Source organism: Streptomyces griseomycini, from assembly GCF_014203535.1.
In the GTDB taxonomy this organism is placed as follows: Bacteria; Actinomycetota; Actinomycetes; order Streptomycetales; family Streptomycetaceae; genus Streptomyces; species Streptomyces griseomycini.
The window spans coordinates 1-18049 of record NZ_JACHJI010000038.1 but is presented as its reverse complement, the minus strand read 5'-3'; the positions used below and the strand labels follow the sequence as shown (position 1 = coordinate 18049).

Below are 18049 nucleotides of genomic sequence, written 5' to 3'. Positions count from 1 at the left end.
GCCGTGCGATGGCCAGCTTGTCGGCGACCGTGAGGTTGATGCCCTCGCGCTGGGCACCGTCGCGCAGGGTGGTGTCGAAGACGTGGAACGAGTCGGCCGGTGCGTGCGGATGAACGGAATCGGCCTGTGCCGGGCCCGGTGTTCCCATGGCGAGCTCCTCGTCCTGAAGGCGGCTGGATGCGGGATCCCGGAGGTGCGGACCGGGCGCGTGCGGGTGTCGGTCCACAGGGCCGGGATGGTGCACGGTACGGCCGGCCGGGCGGGCGCGGAGGCCTCTTCCAGCGGGCCTGGAGCGGAACTCCGGTCACCGCGGCCGGGCGGTGTCCCTCCGCCGGTTCTCCAGCGCCGCGTCAGCGACGGCGGGTCCGCGCGGAGCATGCTGGACGGGCGCTTCCGCACAGAAGGGGGGAGGGCACGGGGCTGCCGTGGCGCGCCCCGCACCTGCCATGACCACCAGCGAATTCCCGTCCCCGCGGGCCGCCGGGCCCGCCGTGACCACGCGCTCGGGCCGCCCGGACCACCAGGACGCGCCCGCCCTGCACCTGCTCGGTCCGCTCGGCCCCGACGACCTCGACGAGGTCCTCGAGGACCTGGACGAAGCCCGCGAGGGCCCGGACGGGCCCGGTGCGTCCGGTGCCCCCGGCGACCGGGCCGCGCGCCCCCGGCTCGAGCCCGCCGGGCCCGGCCGCCACCTGCTGCACCTGCCGGGCGCCGGCCCCCGCGTCCGGGGCGCCCTCGCCGACCGGGTCACCGCCCGCGCCGCGCGGCTGCCCGCGGCGGGCACGCCCGCCACCGGGCTGCAGCGCGTCCTGCTCGCCGGCCACGACCTCTCGCCGGGCCCCGGGCACCACGGCGGACAGCTCGCCTTCGACTGGCACGGGCCCCTGGACCCCGCGGTGTTCACCGCCGCCTGGCGGGCGGTCTTCGCCGCCGAGACGGTGCTGCGCAGCTGCTTCGACGACGGCCCGCACCCCCGGGTCCTGGTCCTCGACACCGTCGAACCCGACATCACCGTGCACCACGTCCCGGACGGCGCCCGGCCGCCCGCCCACGCCCCGGCGCGCGGCGTCGACCCGCGCCGTCCCGGCCCGCTCAGGATCACCGTGCTGCGCCACCGCGCCGGTGCCCGGATCCTGCTGACCTTCCATCAGGCCCTGCTCGACGCCCACGGCGTGCGGCTGCTGCTGCGCTCCTTCGCCCGCGCCTACCGGGCCGGCGGCCGGCTGCCCGGCGGCGAACGCCGCCCCGATCTGCGGGACTACGCCGACTGGCTGGCCGCCCGCCACCCCGACGACGGGCTCCCGGTCGCCTCCCGCGCGTTCGCCGACGCCGGGGGCACCGGCCGGCACCGGCTGTGGCTCACCCCGGGGGGCACCAGAGCGCTGCGCACGGCGGCCGGGAGGTGGGGGTGCACGGAGGCCACCCTGGTCCAGGTGGTCTGGGCCCTGCTGCTGCACCACGACGCCGGGGCCGGCGGGCCCGCCCCGGTGCGGTTCGCGGCCGCGGTCCCCGGCCGCACGGTCGCCCTGGACGGCGCCTGCGACCTGCCCGGCGCGCCGTGCACCGTGCTCCCCGTCACCGTCCCGGTCGACCCCCGGCAGACCCTCGCCGCGCTCGCCGCCACCCTGCGCGACATCGCCGTCGACCACTTCGTCCGCGCCGGGACACCCCCCGGACGCGCCCTGGACGACACCCTGGTCAGCTTCGAGACCCCGCTGCGGGAGCACACCGTGACCGCGCGGGAGCTCGCCGCGGCCGGGGTGCGCGTCACCCTGCCCGACTCCCTCGGCGCGGACACCGTCCACCCCGCCACCCTCTCCGCCCACCACGACGAGGCCGGCCGGCTCGTCCTCACCCTGTCCCACCGCGCGGCGCCGTCCGGCGCCGCCGCCGTGCTCGCCCGCGCCGTGCTGCTGCTGCGCGCCCTGTCCGGGCCCCGGCCCCCCGCCACGGTGGCCGGGGCGCTCGCCCTCCTCCCGGCGCCGGGAGGAGGCGGCGTCCTGCGCCCGGCCCGGCCGGAGCCCTTGCCGGAGGCGTGCCCGGTACTGCTGCGGCCGGGGGTCCGGCCCGGGGCGGACCCCCTGTCCGGACCGGACCCGCGATCCGGGGCGGGCGCCGGGGACCCGCCCGCGTCCGCGGCCCCCACCGTCGCCCTGCTGGCCGCCCCCGGTGTCGACCGCTCGTACTACGTCCGGGTGGCCCGGGCCTACCGCGGTCCGGAACGCCTGGTCCTGCTCCCCGCCCGGCACCCCGTTCCCGACGGTGGCCTGCGCGTCCTCGGCGCGCTGAGCGGGGACGCCGGGACCGCCTGCGCCCTCGCCCACCGCGCGGCCGGACCCGCCCCCGCGGTCGTGGTCGCCGCGCCCGCCACCGGCGCCGCCGACTTCGCCGCCGCGCTGGCCGCCGCGGCGGCCGGCACCCGGGCCGGCCCCTCGTACTGAGCGCTCCGTCCGACGGGGCGGGGGTCCGGCACCCGCGGGTTCCGGACCCCCACCCCGTTCCCGTCCCCGCGTGCCCTGACCGCGCTGCTCCCGCACCCGTGCGTCCGGTTCCGGACCTGCCGTGGTCCAGAACCACTCAAGCCACTTTGAAAACCGCTGCGAAGGTATGGTTCTGTCTCTCCCGGCCCCAGGGAGGGCGCGCCCTCCGCCTCGCACCTCCGCCTCTCCGCAGGGCTCCACGAGGCCCCCGCAGGGTGCGGGGGCGGTCGGCCGTACTGCTGATCAACCCCTTTGAACTGCATCTTTCTGGGGAACCTCGCGGCGCGTGACGTGGTCCGCACGGCCGGGCCGCACCCCTCGTATCCGGTTGTCCAGACGGTATGTTCTGCAAGCTGACCCATCGGCATGGAGGGAGTTCCGGCCCGGGGGTCGATAAAAAACCCGCCAGTTGGTATTTTTCTTGGCGGAGTGAGCACGCCGTACTCCGGCAGCCGGGGCGGGTCCGTCACTGGGGGAGGAACTTCCAAGTCATGAGGATCTTCGACGTACACATCGGGGCCACCGAGCCGGAGCACGCCGAGGTGGCCCGGTGAACCCCCGGCTCGCGCTGGTCGACGGCGCCACCGCGTCCCCGGGGGCGGAGCCCTTCCGGACCGCCCCCGCCGGACCGCGCACGACGAAGCCGCGCACCACCGTCCCGCTCGCCGCGCTGAAGCCCTCGGACTCCCCCCGGGCGGAGGGGGAGAGCGAGGAGCACGTGAAGCTGCTCGCCGCCCTGGAGACCCCGCTGCCGCCCCTGCTGGTGCACCGGCCGACGATGCGCGTCATCGACGGCATGCACCGGCTGCGCGCCGCCGAACTGCGCGGCGAGAGCGAGGTGGAGGTGGAGTTCTTCGACGGGGAGCCGGAGGAGGCGTTCGCCCTCGCGGTCCGGTTGAACGTCGCCCACGGGCTGCCGCTGACCCTGGCCGACCGCACCGCGGCCGCGGCCCGGATCCTGGCGGCGCGCCCCACCTGGTCGGACCGGCGGATAGCGGCCGACACCGGCCTCTCGGCCGGCACGGTCGCGGCCATCCGGCGGCGTTCGACCCCCCAAAGCGAACAGTCGAACGTACGGATGGGCAGGGACGGCCGGGTCCGGCCGCTGCACGCGGCCGAGGGCCGGCAGCGGGCCAGCCGGATCATCGCCGCCCACCCGGAGGCGTCACTGCGGGAGATCGCCCAGCAGGCCGGCATCGCCACCGCCACCGCCAAGGACGTGCGCGACCGCATGCGGCGCGGTGAGGACCCGGTCGCCCCGCGCGCCCGCACCGCCCCGGCGCCCGGCGCCGCGCGGGCGGCGGCCCCGGGCCGTCCGGCCACCCGGACCTCGGACGCCGCGCTCGTGCTGATGCTGCCCCAGCTGGGCAAGGACCCCTCGCTGCGCACCGAGGCCGGCCGGACGCTGCTCCACCTCCTCGGCCTGCACGCGATCGGCGACGAGAAGCGGTGGAGCCGGCTGGCGCAGGGCGTCCCGGCCCATCGCGCGGGCACCCTGGCCCAGGCCGCGCGCCGCTGCGCCGACCACTGGCTGCGGCTGGCCCACGAGCTCGAGCTGCGGTGCCCGTGAACCGCCCCGGACCCCACGAGCCCGCGCGCGCCGCGCACCGCTCCCCGTCCCCGGGCCGTGCGCGCACCACGCTCCCGGCGCCCGCGCACCGGGCCGCGACCGCTCCCGGCAGCCCGGGCATCCTCCGGCTGTGCCGCAACCGGGTGGCGGGCTGGTCGTCCCGCCGGCGCAGGCCCGCGCCGTCCGCCGACCCGGCGCCCGCGCGCCGGGACCCGGGCCGTACGGCCTCCGGGAAGGCGACCTGGTGGCGGATGCGGAAACCGGCCCGGGAAGCCGGCCGGCGCGATCCGGGGGAACAGCCGGAAAGCGATTCCGCGCGGCGGTCCTGAAGGCCGCACGGGAAAAACCTGAAACCTGTACACGCAGCGATGAGAAGCGTATCGATCACGTCCGTCCGTATGCGGTGAAGAGTTGTGGAGAAGGAGCTGGGCGCATGGGTGCGACGAACACGAGGAGCGCGATGAACGAGAAAGGCGCAGTGGAACTCATATGCCCGGCCACCGGCCGGGATCCCTTCGACGGTGAGGTGTGAGGAATGGATGTCGAATTCCCCGAGCTGGTGGCCGAGACGCCGTACGTCTGGCGGGCGTCGAGGGGCGGCACCCACCGCCACCGGCTGATCTGTTTCCCGCACGCCGGAGCCGGTGCCGGCGCCTACGCCGAGTGGGCCGGGCTGGTCCCGCCGGAGATCGAGCTGGCCGCGGTGCAGCTGCCCGGCAGGCAGAACCGCATCGCGGAGGACCCGGTGACCGCGGTCGGCCCGCTGGTGCGGGTGCTGACCCAGGCGCTGCGCCCGGTCCTGGACGGGTCCTTCTCGTTCTTCGGGCACTCGGGAGGGGCGGTGCTCGCCTTCGAGCTGGCCCGCGCGCTGCAGGCCCGTGGCGGGCCGCGGCCGAACCACCTCTTCCTGTCCGCGCAGCCCGCCCCGGGCAGCGGCGGACGGGTGCGGGTGCTGCACGACCTGACCGACGAGGAGCTGACCGCCGAGGTGGTGCGGCTGGGCGGCATCGAACCGGAGATCGCCGAGGACGAGGACGTGATGGCGTCCCTGCTGCCCACCCTGCGGGCCGACTTCGACCTGTGGGAGCACCACGAGATCGCGCCCGGCCCCCGCCTGGAGAGCCCGATCACGGTGCTCGGCGGGACCGACGACCCGCGGGCGCCGCTGGACACCCTGGACGGCTGGCGCGAGCAGACCGACGGCGGGTTCGCCACCCGGCTCTTCCCGGGCGGCCACTTCTACTTCCTCGGCCACACGGCCGAGCTGATCGACCACATCGGCCGGGCCGTCCTCGAGCCCGAGACGGCGGGAGCGGTGTCATGAGCGCGTCCGGAGCGATGGAGCCGTCCCTGGTGACGGAGATAGCGGCGGCGGTGCGGGCGGTGCCCGGGGTGCAGGAGGCGGTGGCGGTGGTGCGGCAGAGCGCCCGCACGCTCGCCCCCGCAGCGCAGGGCGTCCCCGCAGCGCAGGGCGCCCCCGCGCCGCAGCCCGCCCCCGCCCCGCAGCCCCCGGCGGCGGCCGTCGGCAAGCCGTCCTCCGAGCTGTACGGCGGCGACCCCACCGTCCCCGAGGGCGGTGCCACCACCCTCCAGGAGGCGCTGCGGCAGGCCGCCGCGCTCGCCCCGGACAAGGGCACGGTGTACGTGCGCGCGGGCCGCGAGCCGGAGCTGCAGACGTACCCCGAACTCCTCGCGGAGGCCGAGCGGGTCCTCGCCGGACTGCGCGCGGCCGGCCTGGAGCCGGGTGACGCGGCGCTGTTCCAGTTCGCCGACCACCGCGCCTACATGACCGCGTTCTGGGCGTGCGTCATGGGCGGTTTCGTCCCCACCCCGGTCGCGGTGGCCACCACGTACACCGCGCACAACGAGGCCAACCGCAAGCTGCGCGGCGCCTGGGAGCTGCTCGGTCACCCGGTGCTGCTCACCGACGAGGCCACCGCGCCCGCGCTGCGCGAGGTGCGCACCCTGTGGGGCGCGTCCACGGTCCGGGTCCTGTCGGTGGAGAAGCTCGCCGAGCACCCGGCCGACCACGACTGGTACCCGGCCGCCGGGCACACCCCGGTGATCAACCTGCTCACCTCCGGCAGCACCGGCGTCCCCAAGTGCGTGCAGCACACCCACGCCAGCGTCACCGCCCGCACCTGGGCCGCCGCCCAGGGGCGCGGCTACACCGAGGACGACGTCAGCGTCATCTGGATGCCGCTGGACCACGTGACGATGGTCTTCTACAACATCCGCGACGTCTTCCTGCGCTGCCTGCACGTCAACGGCCGGATCGACGACTTCCTCGGCGACCCGCTGCTCTGGCTGGACCTCCTCGACCGCTATAGGGCCACCAACACCTGGGCCCCGAACTTCGCGTTCAACCTGGTCAACGAGTACGCCGACCGGATCGCCGCGGGCAGCTGGGACCTGAGCACGGTCCGCGAGTTCGCCAACGGCGGGGAGCCGGTCATCGCCGCGACCTGCCGCCGCTTCCTCCAGCTGCTCGCCCCGCACGGGCTGCGGCCCGACGCGATGGCCCCGGCCTGGGGGATGTCGGAGACCTGCTCGGGCGTCACCTACGCCACCCAGAGCCGCGACGACGAGCGGCTCGGCACGGTGGTGGTCGCCCCGTCCTCCTTCGACGGCGAGCTGCGCTTCCCCGAGGGCGGCGGCAGCGGCCGGGACGCGGTGTCGTTCTCCACCGTCGGCGCGCCGCTGCCGGGCGTACGGATCCGGGTGGTGGACGCGCAGGGCGCGACCCTGCCCCAGGACCGGATCGGCGAGCTGCAGATCCGCGGCGTGACCATGATGCGCGGCTACCACGGCAACCCGGAGGCCGACCGGGCCGCCTTCACCGCCGACGGCTGGTTCCGCACCGGTGACCTGGCCTTCGTGCACGACGGCCAGCTGGTGATCGCCGGCCGGAAGAAGGACCAGATCGTGGTCCGCGGCGCCAACTACGTCGCCCACGAGCTGGAGAACGTGATCGAGGAGGCCGAGGGCGTCCGGGTCACCTACGCGGCCGCCACCGGGGTGCGCGAGCCGGGCGAGGGGTCCGACCGCCTGGTCGTCTTCTTCGTGCCGACGCGCTGGGACGAGGAGTTCCTCGACCGCACCCTGCGCGACATCCGGGCCCGGCTCGGCCGGGAGGTGGGCCTGGCCCCCGACCTGATCGTGCCGGTGACCACCGCCGAGTTCCCCAAGACCGCCAGCGGGAAGATCCAGCGCAACGCGCTCGTCGCCGACCTGAAGGCCGGCCGGTTCGCGGACCGGGTCCCCGCCCCGGCCGACGACGCGCGGGACGGGGACGGCCCGGAGCAGCCGCCCACGACCTGGTTCTTCCGCCGCCGGTGGGCCCGTCTCGACGAGGCGGCCGAGGACACCGGCGCCCCCGACGAGGGGGTGCGGCTGGTCCTGGCCGGCCCCGGCGGCCTGACCGGCCTCGGCCTCGACGAGGGCCGCACCGTGGTCGTCGGCGAGGGCACCTCGTACGTCCAGGAGTCGCCGGTCGGCTTCCGGGCCGCGCCGGACGACGCCGGGCAGCTGGCCCGGGTGATCGAGACGGTGACCGCCCAGCACGGCGCGGTCTCCACCGTGGTGTGCGGCTGGACGCTGCCCGCCCCGGGCCCGGGCGCCGACCCGGCCGCCCGGCTCGCCGAGGTCACGGCCCGGATCACCGCGCTGGTGAAGGCGCTGGAGCGGAGCCCCGCCGCGGGCGCCGCCCGCCCGCTGCTGCTGGTGCTGACCACCGGCGCGGTGCACGTCCGCCCCGGGGACCGCGTCGATCTCGGGGTGTGCGCGGTGCCGGGCCTGATCCGCACCGCCGTCACCGAGGTCACCGCGGCCACCGTCCGCCAGCTCGACCTGCCCGCCGACCGCGGGCAGTGGGCCGCCGCGCTCCGCGGCGAACTCGCCGACCGCACCCACGGCGGGGTGGTCGCGGCCCGCGACGGGCTGCGCTGGCGGTCCCGGCTGCGGCCGCTCGGGCGGGAGGAGACCACCGCCCCGCCGCAGCTGGTGCCCGGCGGCCTGTACCTGGTCACCGGCGGCCTGGGCGGTGTCGCGCTGGACGTGGCCGGGTACCTGCTCGCCGCCTACGGGGCGAAGCTGCTGCTGGTCGGACGCTCCGAGGCCACCGGGGAGAAGGCGGAGGCGCTCGCCGGACTGTCCGCGCTCGGCGAGGTGCGCTACGTCCCGGCCGACGTCGCCGACGCCGACGCCCTGCGGGCGGCGGTGGACGGCGCCGAGGAGCGCTTCGGCCGCGCCCTGGACGGGGTGCTGCACCTGGCGGCGGCCGACGTCACCGGGCAGTGGAGCGACCTGGAGCGGCACACCCTGGCCCGGGAGACCGCGGCCGGCTACGCCCGCCAGTACCGGGCCAAGGTCTCCGGCACGCTCGCCGTCGCCCGGGTCCTGGAGAGCCGCCCCCGCGCCTCGCTGGTGCTCTTCGGCTCGGTCAACGGCGAGTTCGGCGGCCGCTCCTTCGGCGCGTACTCCGCCGCCAACACCTTCCTGGTGGGCTTCGCCGACCACTGGCGCCACGAGCGCGGCCGGGACGTGCGCTGCCTGGCCTGGAGCATGTGGGAGGGCGTCGGCATGAACCGGGGACGGTCGGCCGCCCCGGCCCGGCAGCGCGGCTTCACCGCGCTCAGCCCGGACGACGGGCTGCGGGCCTTCCTCGCCGCCACCGCCCTGCCCGACCACTACCTCCTGGTCGGCCTGGACCCGGAGAACCCGGTGATCCTCGCCGAGCTGGCCACCGACGAGCTGAGCGCCCGCGAGATCCTGGTGGCCTACACCGCCGAGGACACCGACCCGGAGGCCGTGCACACCGCCCTGGAGCCGGTGCTGCGGGACTTCCCCGTCCCGGTGCGGCTGGTGCGGGTGGCCCGCATCCCCAGGGACGCGGCCGGCGCGGTGGACACCACCGAGCTGCTGCTCGACGCGGCCGCCCGCCGCCCCGCCCGGCGCAAGGCCCACGAGGCCCCGGTCGGCGACCTGGAGCAGCGGATCGCCGCGCTGTGGGGCGACGTGCTGCAGCAGTCGGCGGTGGGCCGCTCGGACTCGTTCTTCGACGTCGGCGGGAACTCGCTGCGGGCCACCCGCCTGCTGGCCCGGCTCGACGAGGAGTTCGGCGTCCGGCTGACCGCGAACGAGCTGTACGAGGACCCCACCGTGGCCGGTCTCGGCCGGGCCCTGACCGCGGCCGGCGTGACGGCGGCGGTGCCGGCGGGGGCCGCGGGCTGAGCCGGCCGGGACGGGCGCGAAAGGGCGCGCACCGCCCCGGGAAGACCCTGAGGAAACAAGCGGCGGAAAGAATGCGGAGGTGGGTTCCGTATTCTTTCCGCCGTTTTCCCGTGCTCGGGAAAACCTTGTCCCGCGGGCTCTGGAGGCTCGCTCGAAGTCCTCTCCACACCTGCTCGCGATTCCCTTCCGGCGGTAATGCGGCGCCTTGTCGGAGGGGTGCCCGCTGATTACTGTCGTTCCCGGACCGAAGAACCGCACGGAAATCGGAAAGAGATCCCCGGTACGGCATGGCGGGGCGAATTCCTTTCGGTTTCCGCACAGGCACGGAAAGCACCGGGAACGCCGGAAGAACCGAACACACCGGACGAGAGAAGAGGCGTACGACATGACCGCTCAGTGGCGAACGGAAGGGGCGCCGTCCGCCCACGGGCACGCCGGGCAGGACGCCGACGGGGAGCAGGCCGCGCTGCTGCGGGCCGGCATGGAGGGCCTGCGCCGCACCGATCCCGAGCTGGCGCTGCTGCTCGACGCCGAGGTGCGGAGCCAGAACGCCACCCTGGCGATGATCGCCTCGGCGAGCATCGCCGACCCCTCGGTGCTCGCCGCCGGCGGGGCCGCCCTGTCGAACGTCACCGCCGAGGGCTACCCCGGCAACCGCTACCACCCCGGCGCCGCCCGCTTCGACGAGATCGAGCGGATCGCGGTGGAGCGGGCCAAGGAGCTGTTCGGCGCCGCCTACGCCAACGTGCAGCCGCACTCCTGCTCCTCGGCCAACCTGGCGGTGCTCTCCGCACTGATCCCGCCGGGCGGCACCCTCCTCGGCCTGGACCTGGACGCCGGCGGCCACCTCACCCACGGCTCGCCCGCCTCGGTGACCGGCCGTCACTTCCACGCCGTGCACTACGGCCTGGACGCCGCCGGCCGGATCGACTTCGGGCAGGTCGCCGCGCTCACCGCCGAGCACCGGCCGCAGGTGATCATCGCCGGTGCCAGCGCCTACCCGCGCACCGTCGACTTCGAGCGCTTCCGCGCCATCGCCGACACCGTCGGCGCCTACCTCCTCGCCGACATCTCGCACATCGCCGGACTGGTCGCGGCGGGCGAGCACCCCAGCCCGGTGGACGTCGCCCACCTCACCACCACCTCCACCTACAAGCAGCTCGGCGGCCCGCGCGGCGGGCTGATCCTGAGCGGCGAGGAGCACCGCACGCCCGGCCCGGACGGACGCACCCCGCTGTCCCGGCTGATGCAGCGCGCGGTCTTCCCGCAGTCGCAGGGCACCCCCAGCCCGGCGGCCATCGCCGCCAAGGCCCGCGCGTTCGCGCTGGCCGCCGGACCGGAGTTCCGCGAGACCGCCCGTCTGACCGTCACCGGGGCCGCCGCCCTCGCCGACGAGCTGGCCGAGCTCGGCCACCGGGTGCTCACCGGCGGCACCGACAACCACATGGTGCTGCTCGACATCGGCGAGTACGGGCTGACCGGGGTGGTCGCCGAACGCGCCCTGGAGGAGTGCGGGATCCTCGCCAACCGCAACCGGATCCCCGGCGACACCAAGCCGCCGCTGGTCACCAGCGGCCTCCGGCTCGGCACCAACATCCTCGCCCAGCGCGGCATGGGCCCCGACCAGGCCCGGCGCTGCGCCCACCTGGTGCACGCCGTGCTGAACGCCACCGTCCCGCTCGGCGACACCGAGTACCGCATCGACCCGGAACGGGCCGCCGGATTCCGCGCCGAGGTGCGCGAGCTGTGCGCCCGCCACCCGCTGCCCCTGCAGAGCCGGGAGAGCAGCCTCGCCCCCCTGATTGGAGCCGGCCAGTGAACTGCGACCGCAAGGACACCGCCCCGGTGCTGCTGCCGGCCGACCGGCCGCGCCGCCCCGGAGCCCTGCCCCGCTGCTCGGCCGTGGCACGGTCCGTCTCCGGCGCCCCGGCCGGGCCGGGCGGCCCGCCCCGGGTCGAGGCGCTGACCGCGGCCTTCGCCGCACTGCTGTTCCGCTGCACCGGCCAGCAGGACCTCTCCTTCGCCCGCACCGGCCCGGACGGCACCGAGCAGGTCCGCGTCACCGTCACCGGCGAGTCCACCCCGCGGCGGATCGCCGCCGCCCTCACCACCGGGCCCGCCGCCGGCCCCACGCCGGTCGCCCTGCGGTTCACCACCGGCGACGGACCGGCCGCGCCCGGCGGGCCGTACGAGCTGCAGCTGACCGTGGACGGCGACGGCGGCCTGGCGCTCTTCCACGACCCCGACCTCTTCGACGCCGCCACCGCCGAGCGGCTCCTCGGCCACTTCGCCACCCTGGCCGAGGACGCCCTGAGCCGCCCCGACGAGCCGGTCGCCACCCTCCGGCTGCTCTCCGACGAGGAGCTGCACCGCGTCCTCGTCGAGTGGAACCGCACCGAGACCGACCTTCCGGCCGCCGCCGGCTGCCTCCACGAGGCGTTCCAGGCGCAGGCGGCCCGCAGGCCCGGCGCGAGCGCCCTGATCCACCGCGGCGAGCACTTCACCTACGAGCGGATCAACACCGAGGCCAACCGCCTCGCCCACCACCTGCGCGCCCTCGGCGTCGGCCCCGACGTCCGGGTCGGCCTCTGCCTGAAGCGCTCGCCCGAGCTGCTCGTCGGCATCCTCGGCATCCTCAAGGCCGGCGGCGCCTACGTACCGCTCGACCCGGACTACCCCACCGGACGCATCGCCGCCATGTCCGAGGGCACCGCCTGCACGGTCACCGTCACCACCCGGTCCCTGGCCGACCGGCTCCCCGGCGGCCAGACCTCCCCGGTCCTGCTCGGCGAGGACGGCACCGACCTGTCCGCGCTGCCCGGCCACGACCCCGAGCCGTTCGCCGGCCCGGACGACCTCTGCTACGTCATCCACACCTCGGGCTCCACCGGCGCCCCCAAGCCCATCGCGCTGGAGCACCGCGGGGTGATGAACAACCTCGCCGACCTCAACTCCCGCTTCGGCGCGGGCGAGGGCGACGCGGTGCTCTCGCTCTCCTCGCCCAGCTTCGACATGTCCGTCTACGAGTACCTGGGCATCACCGCGGTCGGCGGCACCGTCGTCGTCCCCGACCCGGACCGCGTCGGCGACCCCGCCCACTGGGCGGACCTGCTGCGCGCCCACGACGTCACCGTCTGGAACACCGCCCCGGCCCTCCTCGAACTCCTCGTCGACCACCTGGAGCAGAGCGGCGCCGACCCGGTCACCTCGCTGCGCGCCGCCATGCTCGGCGGCGACTGGATCCCGGTCCCCCTGCCCGACCGCGCCCGCCGCGTCGCCCCGCGCATGCGGATCCTCGCCCTCGGCGGCGTCACCGAGGCCTCCATCCACTCCACGGTCTACGAGATCGGCGAGGTCGGCGCGGACTGGCCGAGCATCCCCTACGGCCGCCCCATGGCCAACCAGCGCGTCTACCTCCTGGACGACGCCCTCCAGCCGGTCCCCCCGGGCGTCCCGGGCGAGCTGTACGTGGCCGGCACCGGCGTCGCCCGCTGCTACCTGGGCCGCCCCGAGCTGACCGCCGAACGCTTCTTCACCTGGACCCACGCCGGGGTCACCGAACGCCTCTACCGCACCGGGGACATGGCCCGGTACGGCGCCGACGGCCTGATCGAACTCCTCGGCCGCAAGGACTTCCAGGTCAAGCTGAACGGGCTGCGCATCGAACTCGGCGAGATCGAGGCGGTGCTGCGCTCCCACCCGGACGTGCAGCAGAGCGCGGTCCTCGCCCACCGGGGGCAACTGGTCGCCTACGTGGTCACCGACGCGGGGGAGCGGACCGGCGCCGGCGTCCTGGAGGCGCTGCGGGAGCTGGTGGAGCGGAAGCTGCCCGCGTACATGGTGCCCAGTGCGCTCGTCCCGCTGGACGCGCTGCCGCTCACCCCGAACGGCAAGGTCGACCGCAAGGGGCTGCCCGAGCCGGAGCAGGCGGGCGCCGCCTACCGCGCCCCGGCCGCCGGGCCCGAGCAGCACCTGGCGGAGGTCTTCGCCGACGTCCTGGGCCTCGACCGCACGGGGGCCGACGACGACTTCGTGACGCTGGGCGGCGACTCCGTCAAGGCCATCCAGGTGGTCACCCGGGCCCGCGCCCGGGGCCTGGCCGTCACCCCCCGGCAGGTCCTGGAACTCCGCACGGTCGCCGCGCTCGCCGCGGCCTCCGCTCCCGCCGACGAGCCGGGGCGGCCGGCCGCCGACGGGCCGCTCACCGACGTCGACGACGCCGACCTGGCCGCCTTCCGCCGCGCCTACCCCGGGTTCACCGAGGTGTGGCCGCTGACCCCGATGCAGTCCGGGATGCTCTTCGAGTCGATGCTCGGCGACAGCGGCGCCGACACCTACCAGCTGCAGACCGTCTACCACCTCACCGGCCCGGTCGACGCCGACCGGCTGCGGGCGGCGGGGCAGGCCCTGCTCGACCGGCACGCCGGCCTGCGGGTCGCCTTCGCCCCGGACGCCTCCGGCGAGCTGCGGCAGATCGCGCAGGACGGGATCGTCCTGCCCTGGCAGGAGAAGGACCTCGGCGACCTCACCGACCCCGAGCGGGACGAGGCGCTGGCCCGCTTCCTCGCCGAGGACCGCGCCCGCCGCTTCGACGTGGCCACCGCGCCGCTGCTGCGCATGACCCTGGTCCGCACCGGGCCGGAGCGCGCCGTCCTCGTCCTGACCACCCACCACGCCGTCCTGGACGGCTGGTCGGAGCAGGTCATCGCCCGCGAGCTGCCCAGGCTGTACGCGGCCGGCGGCCGGGGCGACGGTCCGGCCCACGGCTACCGCTCCTACCTGGCCTGGCTGAACGGCCAGGACCGCGAGGAGAGCGCCCGCGCCTGGGCGGAGGAGCTCGCCGGCCTGGACGGGCCGACCCTGGTGGCGCCCGAGGCCGGGGTCCGTCCCGCGGCCGCCGAGGTGGGCGAGATCACGCTGCCGCTGGCGCCCGGCGAGACGGCCGGGTTCGGCCGCGCGGCGGCCGCCCTCGGCGTCACCGTCAACACCCTGGTGCAGGGCGCCTGGGCGGTCCTGGTCTCCCAGCTGTCCGGACGCCGGGACGTGGTGTTCGGCGCGGCGGTCTCCGGCCGTCCCGGCACCCTGCCGGGCGTGGAGTCGATGGTCGGCCTGTTCATCAACACCCTCCCGGTGCGGGTGCGCTGCGCCCCCGGCGACACCGTCGCCACCATGCTGACCGGTCTCCAGCGGCGGCAGACCGCACTGCTCGACCACCACCACCACGGCCTGACCGACATCCACCAGGCCGTCGGCCTGGACGCGCTGTTCGACACCCTGGTGGCCTTCCAGTCCTTCCCCGCCGACGAGGCCGGCACCGACGAGGCGGTACGGGCGGCCGGCTTCGAGGTCACCTCGGTGGACTCGGTGGGCGGCGCCAACTACCCGCTGGCGCTGATCGTCGAGGACGGCCGGCTGACCCTGCAGTACCAGCCGCACCTCTTCGACCGGACCGCGGCCGGCGAGATCGCCGCCCGCTTCCACCGGGTGCTGCGGCAGCTGGCCGACGACCCGGAGCGCAGGCTGGCCTCGGTGGACGTGCTGCTGCCCGCCGAACGCGACCTGTTCACCGCCCGCCACGCCGTGGACGACGGGCTCCCCGCGGAGGACGGCGAGAGCGTGGTGGAGCTGTTCCGGCGGCAGGCCGCCGTGGCGCCCGGCACGCCCGCCCTCACCGGCGGCGACACCCCGCTGACCTACCGGGAGCTGGACGAGCTCACCGACCGGGCGGCCCGCGGCCTGACCCGCCTCGGCGCCGGGCCCGGCACGGTGGTGGCCCTCGCGCTGCCGCGCTCCCCGGAGCTGGCCGTCGCCCTGCTGGCCACCGCCAAGGCCGGCGCCGGCTGGGTCCTCACCGACCCGGCCGCCGACCCCGCCCGGCGCGCCGCCGCCCTGGTCCAGGCGCAGCCCGAACTGGCCGTCACCGCCCCCGGCGCCGCCCCGGACCCGGCCTTCGCCGCCCTCCCGACGGTCTCCTTCGACCGGCTGACCGACGACGCCGGCGCCCCGGCCCCCGCCCCGGACGTCCCCGCCCCGCCGCCCCGGCAGCTCGCCTGGGTGCGCTACCCGGCCGGGGACCCCGACGGCGCCGCGGTCCCCTGGAAGCTGCTGAACGCCGAGGTCCGGCGCTTCGCCGCGGTCGCCGGGATCGCCCCCGGCGACCGGGTCCTGGCGCTCTCCGGGCACGTGGACGCCGCCGCCCTGGAGATCCTCGGCGCCCTGTGCGCGGGCGCCACCGCCGAGGTGCCCCGCGACCTCGCCGCCCTCTCGGCGCAGGGCTGGCAGGGCGAGGTGATCAGCACCTCGGCCCCGCGGCTCGCCGGGATCCTGGACCGCACCACCGCCCCGCTCCGGGTCCGCACCGCGGTCCTCACCGGGGAGGTGCTGCTCGGCTCCCTCGTCCGCCGGATCCGTGAACGGATCGCCGGGGTCCGGGTGGTCCACGCCTACGGCACCGCCGCGACCGTCCCGGCCACCGCGCTCACCACCGCCGAGGGGCACCCCGACACCGGCCCCGTCCCGCTCGGCGGCCCCCTCGCCCCGGTCCGCGCCTACGTCCTGGGCGCCGGACTCCAGCTGCTGCCGCCGGGCGTCACCGGCGAGCTGTACCTGGCCGGCGACCTCGCCCTCGGCTACCAGGGGCAGGCGGCGCTCACCGCCCGCCGGTTCGTCGCCGACCCCTACGGGCCGCCCGGCTCGCGGATGTTCCGCACCGGCGACCTGGCCCGCTGGAGCGCCGACGGCGAGCTGGAGTACGCCGGGCACACCGGCGACCTGGTGCGGATCTCGGGCCGGCCGGTGCACACCGGGGACGTCGAGGCGGCCCTGGCCGCCCACCCGGAGGTCTCCCGGGCCACCGTGACGGCCCGCCCCGGCCCGGACGGCGGCCCGCCGGAGCTCGCCGGGTACGCCGTCCCCCTGCCGGACGCCGCCCCCACCGAGCAGGCGCTGCGCGACTTCGTGGCCGACCGGCTGCCCGCGCACATGGTCCCGACGACGGTGACGGTCCTCCCGGACCTGCCGCTCACCCCGGAGGGCACGGTGGACCACCGGGCCCTGCCGGAGCCCGGCACCGCTCCCGCCGCCGACGGACCCAGGCCCGGCCGCACCCCGCAGGAGGAGGCGCTGTGCGCGCTGTTCGCCGAGATCCTCGGCGTGGAGCGGGTCGGCATCGACGACGACTTCTTCGCCCTCGGCGGCAACTCGCTGAAGGCGACCCGGCTGATCGGCCGGATGCGCAAGACCCTCGGGCTCGAGGCCTCGATCCGGACCCTCTTCCAGTACTCGACGATCGCGGAGTTCTCGGGTCACGTCCAGGCCGCAGCGGCCACCGGGAGCCGGCCCCGTCTGCGCAAGATGACCAAGGAGTAGACCCACCGTGATTCCCTTGTCCTACGCCCAGCGCCGGCTGTGGTTCCTCGACCGCTTCGAAGGCGCATCGGCCACCTACAACGTGCCGCTCGCCCTGCACCTGTCCGGTGACCTGGACGTCCCCGCGCTCACCGCGGCCCTGGGCGACGTCGTGGACCGCCACGAGGTCCTGCGCACCGTCCTGTCCGAACGGGACGGCGTCCCGTTCCAGCGGGTCCTGCCGGCCGGCCGGACCGGCGGCGCCGGCGCCGTCCGCACGGTCCCGGACCTGCCGGTCGTGCCGGTGGAGCCGGACGAGGTGGACGACACCGTCCAGGAGCTCATCTCGTACGCCTTCGACCTGTACGCGGAGATCCCGGTCCGGGCCCACCTGCTGCGGTCGGCGCCCCGGGAGCACGTGCTCGTCCTGCTCTTCCACCACATCGCGGCGGACGGCGAGTCGGCGGTCCCGCTCCTGAAGGACCTGTCCGAGGCGTACGCCGCCCGCCTGGCGGGCCGCGCACCGGACTGGGAGGAGCTGCCGGTCCAGTACAGCGACTACACGCTGTGGCAGCGGGAGATGCTCGGCGACGAGACCGACCCGGACTCGGAGCTGAACAGCCAGCTGGCCTACTGGCAGGAGCAGCTGGCGGACCTCCGGCAGCCGCTGAACCTGCCGCTGGACCGGGTCCGCCCGCCGGTGGCCGGGCACGCCGGCGACCACGTGGAGTTCCGCATCGAGCCGGAGCTGCGCGCGGCGGTGGAGCGGATGGCGCAGGAGCGCGGCATGACCGTGTCGATGGTGCTGCAGTCGGTGCTCGCGGTCCTCCTGCACCACCTGGGCGGCGACGAGGACATCCCGATCGGCTCGCCGATCGCGGGCCGTGTGGACGAGGACCTGGCCGGCCTGATCGGCTTCTTCGTCAACACCTGGGTGCTGCGGGTCCGGCTGGCCGGCGACCCCACCTTCGACGGGCTCCTGGAGCAGGTGAAGGACAGGGCGCTGCAGGCGTACGAGAACCAGGACGCGCCGTTCGACATGCTGGTGGACCGGCTCAGCCCCGAGCGGTCCACCGCCTACAACCCGCTCTTCCAGGTCTTCTTCGCCTGGCAGAACATCTCCACCCCGGAGATCGACCTGCCGGGCCTGGAGGCCCGCCTCGACTTCGAGCAGCTCGGCAACGACACCGCCAAGTTCGACCTGGAGTTCAACATCGCCCCCGACGGCAGCGGCGGGGCGCGCGGCACCATCGAGTACGCCACGGACCTGTTCGACCGCACGACGGTGCAGTCCATCGGCGAGCGCTACGTGACGGTGCTGCGGAAGCTGGTCGCCGATCCGTCGGTGCCGGTGGGGCGGGTGGAGGTGCTGGAGCCGGCCGAGCGGGCGTTGCTGCTCGAGGAGTACAACGCCACGGCC

Annotated in this window: 7 protein-coding genes; all 7 read left to right on the top strand. The window is 76.0% G+C overall.

Annotated features, from left to right (window positions below; genetic code table 11):
• The first annotated feature begins 446 nt into the window (after nucleotides 1–446).
• Nucleotides 447–2441: a condensation domain-containing protein gene (locus tag FHS37_RS38270; protein WP_184829877.1), complete on the top strand. Its 1995-nt coding sequence runs from the start codon at nucleotides 447–449 to the stop codon at nucleotides 2439–2441.
• A 589-nt stretch (nucleotides 2442–3030) separates the two neighbouring features.
• A complete protein-coding gene (locus FHS37_RS38265; RefSeq protein WP_184829876.1) occupies nucleotides 3031–4050 on the top strand; it encodes a ParB/RepB/Spo0J family partition protein in 1020 nt (339 codons plus the stop codon).
• A gap of 535 nt (nucleotides 4051–4585) precedes the next feature.
• Nucleotides 4586–5374 carry a thioesterase II family protein gene (locus FHS37_RS38260; protein WP_184829875.1) on the top strand — a complete coding sequence of 263 codons (789 nt, stop codon included), beginning with the start codon at nucleotides 4586–4588 and terminating at the stop codon, nucleotides 5372–5374.
• The gene (locus tag FHS37_RS38255) at nucleotides 5371–9282 is read left to right on the top strand and encodes an SDR family NAD(P)-dependent oxidoreductase (RefSeq protein ID WP_184829874.1); all 3912 of its coding nucleotides are present in this window, start codon (nucleotides 5371–5373) and stop codon (nucleotides 9280–9282) included. The genes FHS37_RS38260 and FHS37_RS38255 overlap by 4 nt, the downstream gene beginning before the upstream one ends.
• Before the next feature lie 481 nt (nucleotides 9283–9763).
• A complete protein-coding gene (gene glyA, locus FHS37_RS38250; protein WP_184829879.1) occupies nucleotides 9764–11101 on the top strand; it encodes a serine hydroxymethyltransferase in 1338 nt (445 codons plus the stop codon).
• Nucleotides 11098–16650 carry a non-ribosomal peptide synthetase gene (locus FHS37_RS38245; protein WP_184829871.1) on the top strand — a complete coding sequence of 1851 codons (5553 nt, stop codon included), beginning with the start codon at nucleotides 11098–11100 and terminating at the stop codon, nucleotides 16648–16650. Before glyA ends, FHS37_RS38245 begins: the two co-directional genes overlap by 4 nt.
• Before the next feature lie 7 nt (nucleotides 16651–16657).
• Nucleotides 16658–18049 (top strand): condensation domain-containing protein (locus tag FHS37_RS38240; RefSeq protein ID WP_311136986.1); only part of this gene is annotated, 1392 nt, incomplete at its 3' end.

Excerpts from the sequence above, each read along its gene's own strand:
- FHS37_RS38260 (WP_184829875.1), top strand. The coding sequence starts at position 4,586 with ATGGATGTCGAATTCCCCGAGCTGGTGGCCGAGACGCCGTACGTCTGG.
- FHS37_RS38255 (WP_184829874.1), top strand. The coding sequence starts at position 5,371 with ATGAGCGCGTCCGGAGCGATGGAGCCGTCCCTGGTGACGGAGATAGCG.
- glyA (WP_184829879.1), top strand. The coding sequence starts at position 9,764 with ATGGAGGGCCTGCGCCGCACCGATCCCGAGCTGGCGCTGCTGCTCGAC.
- FHS37_RS38270 (WP_184829877.1), top strand. The coding sequence starts at position 447 with ATGACCACCAGCGAATTCCCGTCCCCGCGGGCCGCCGGGCCCGCCGTG.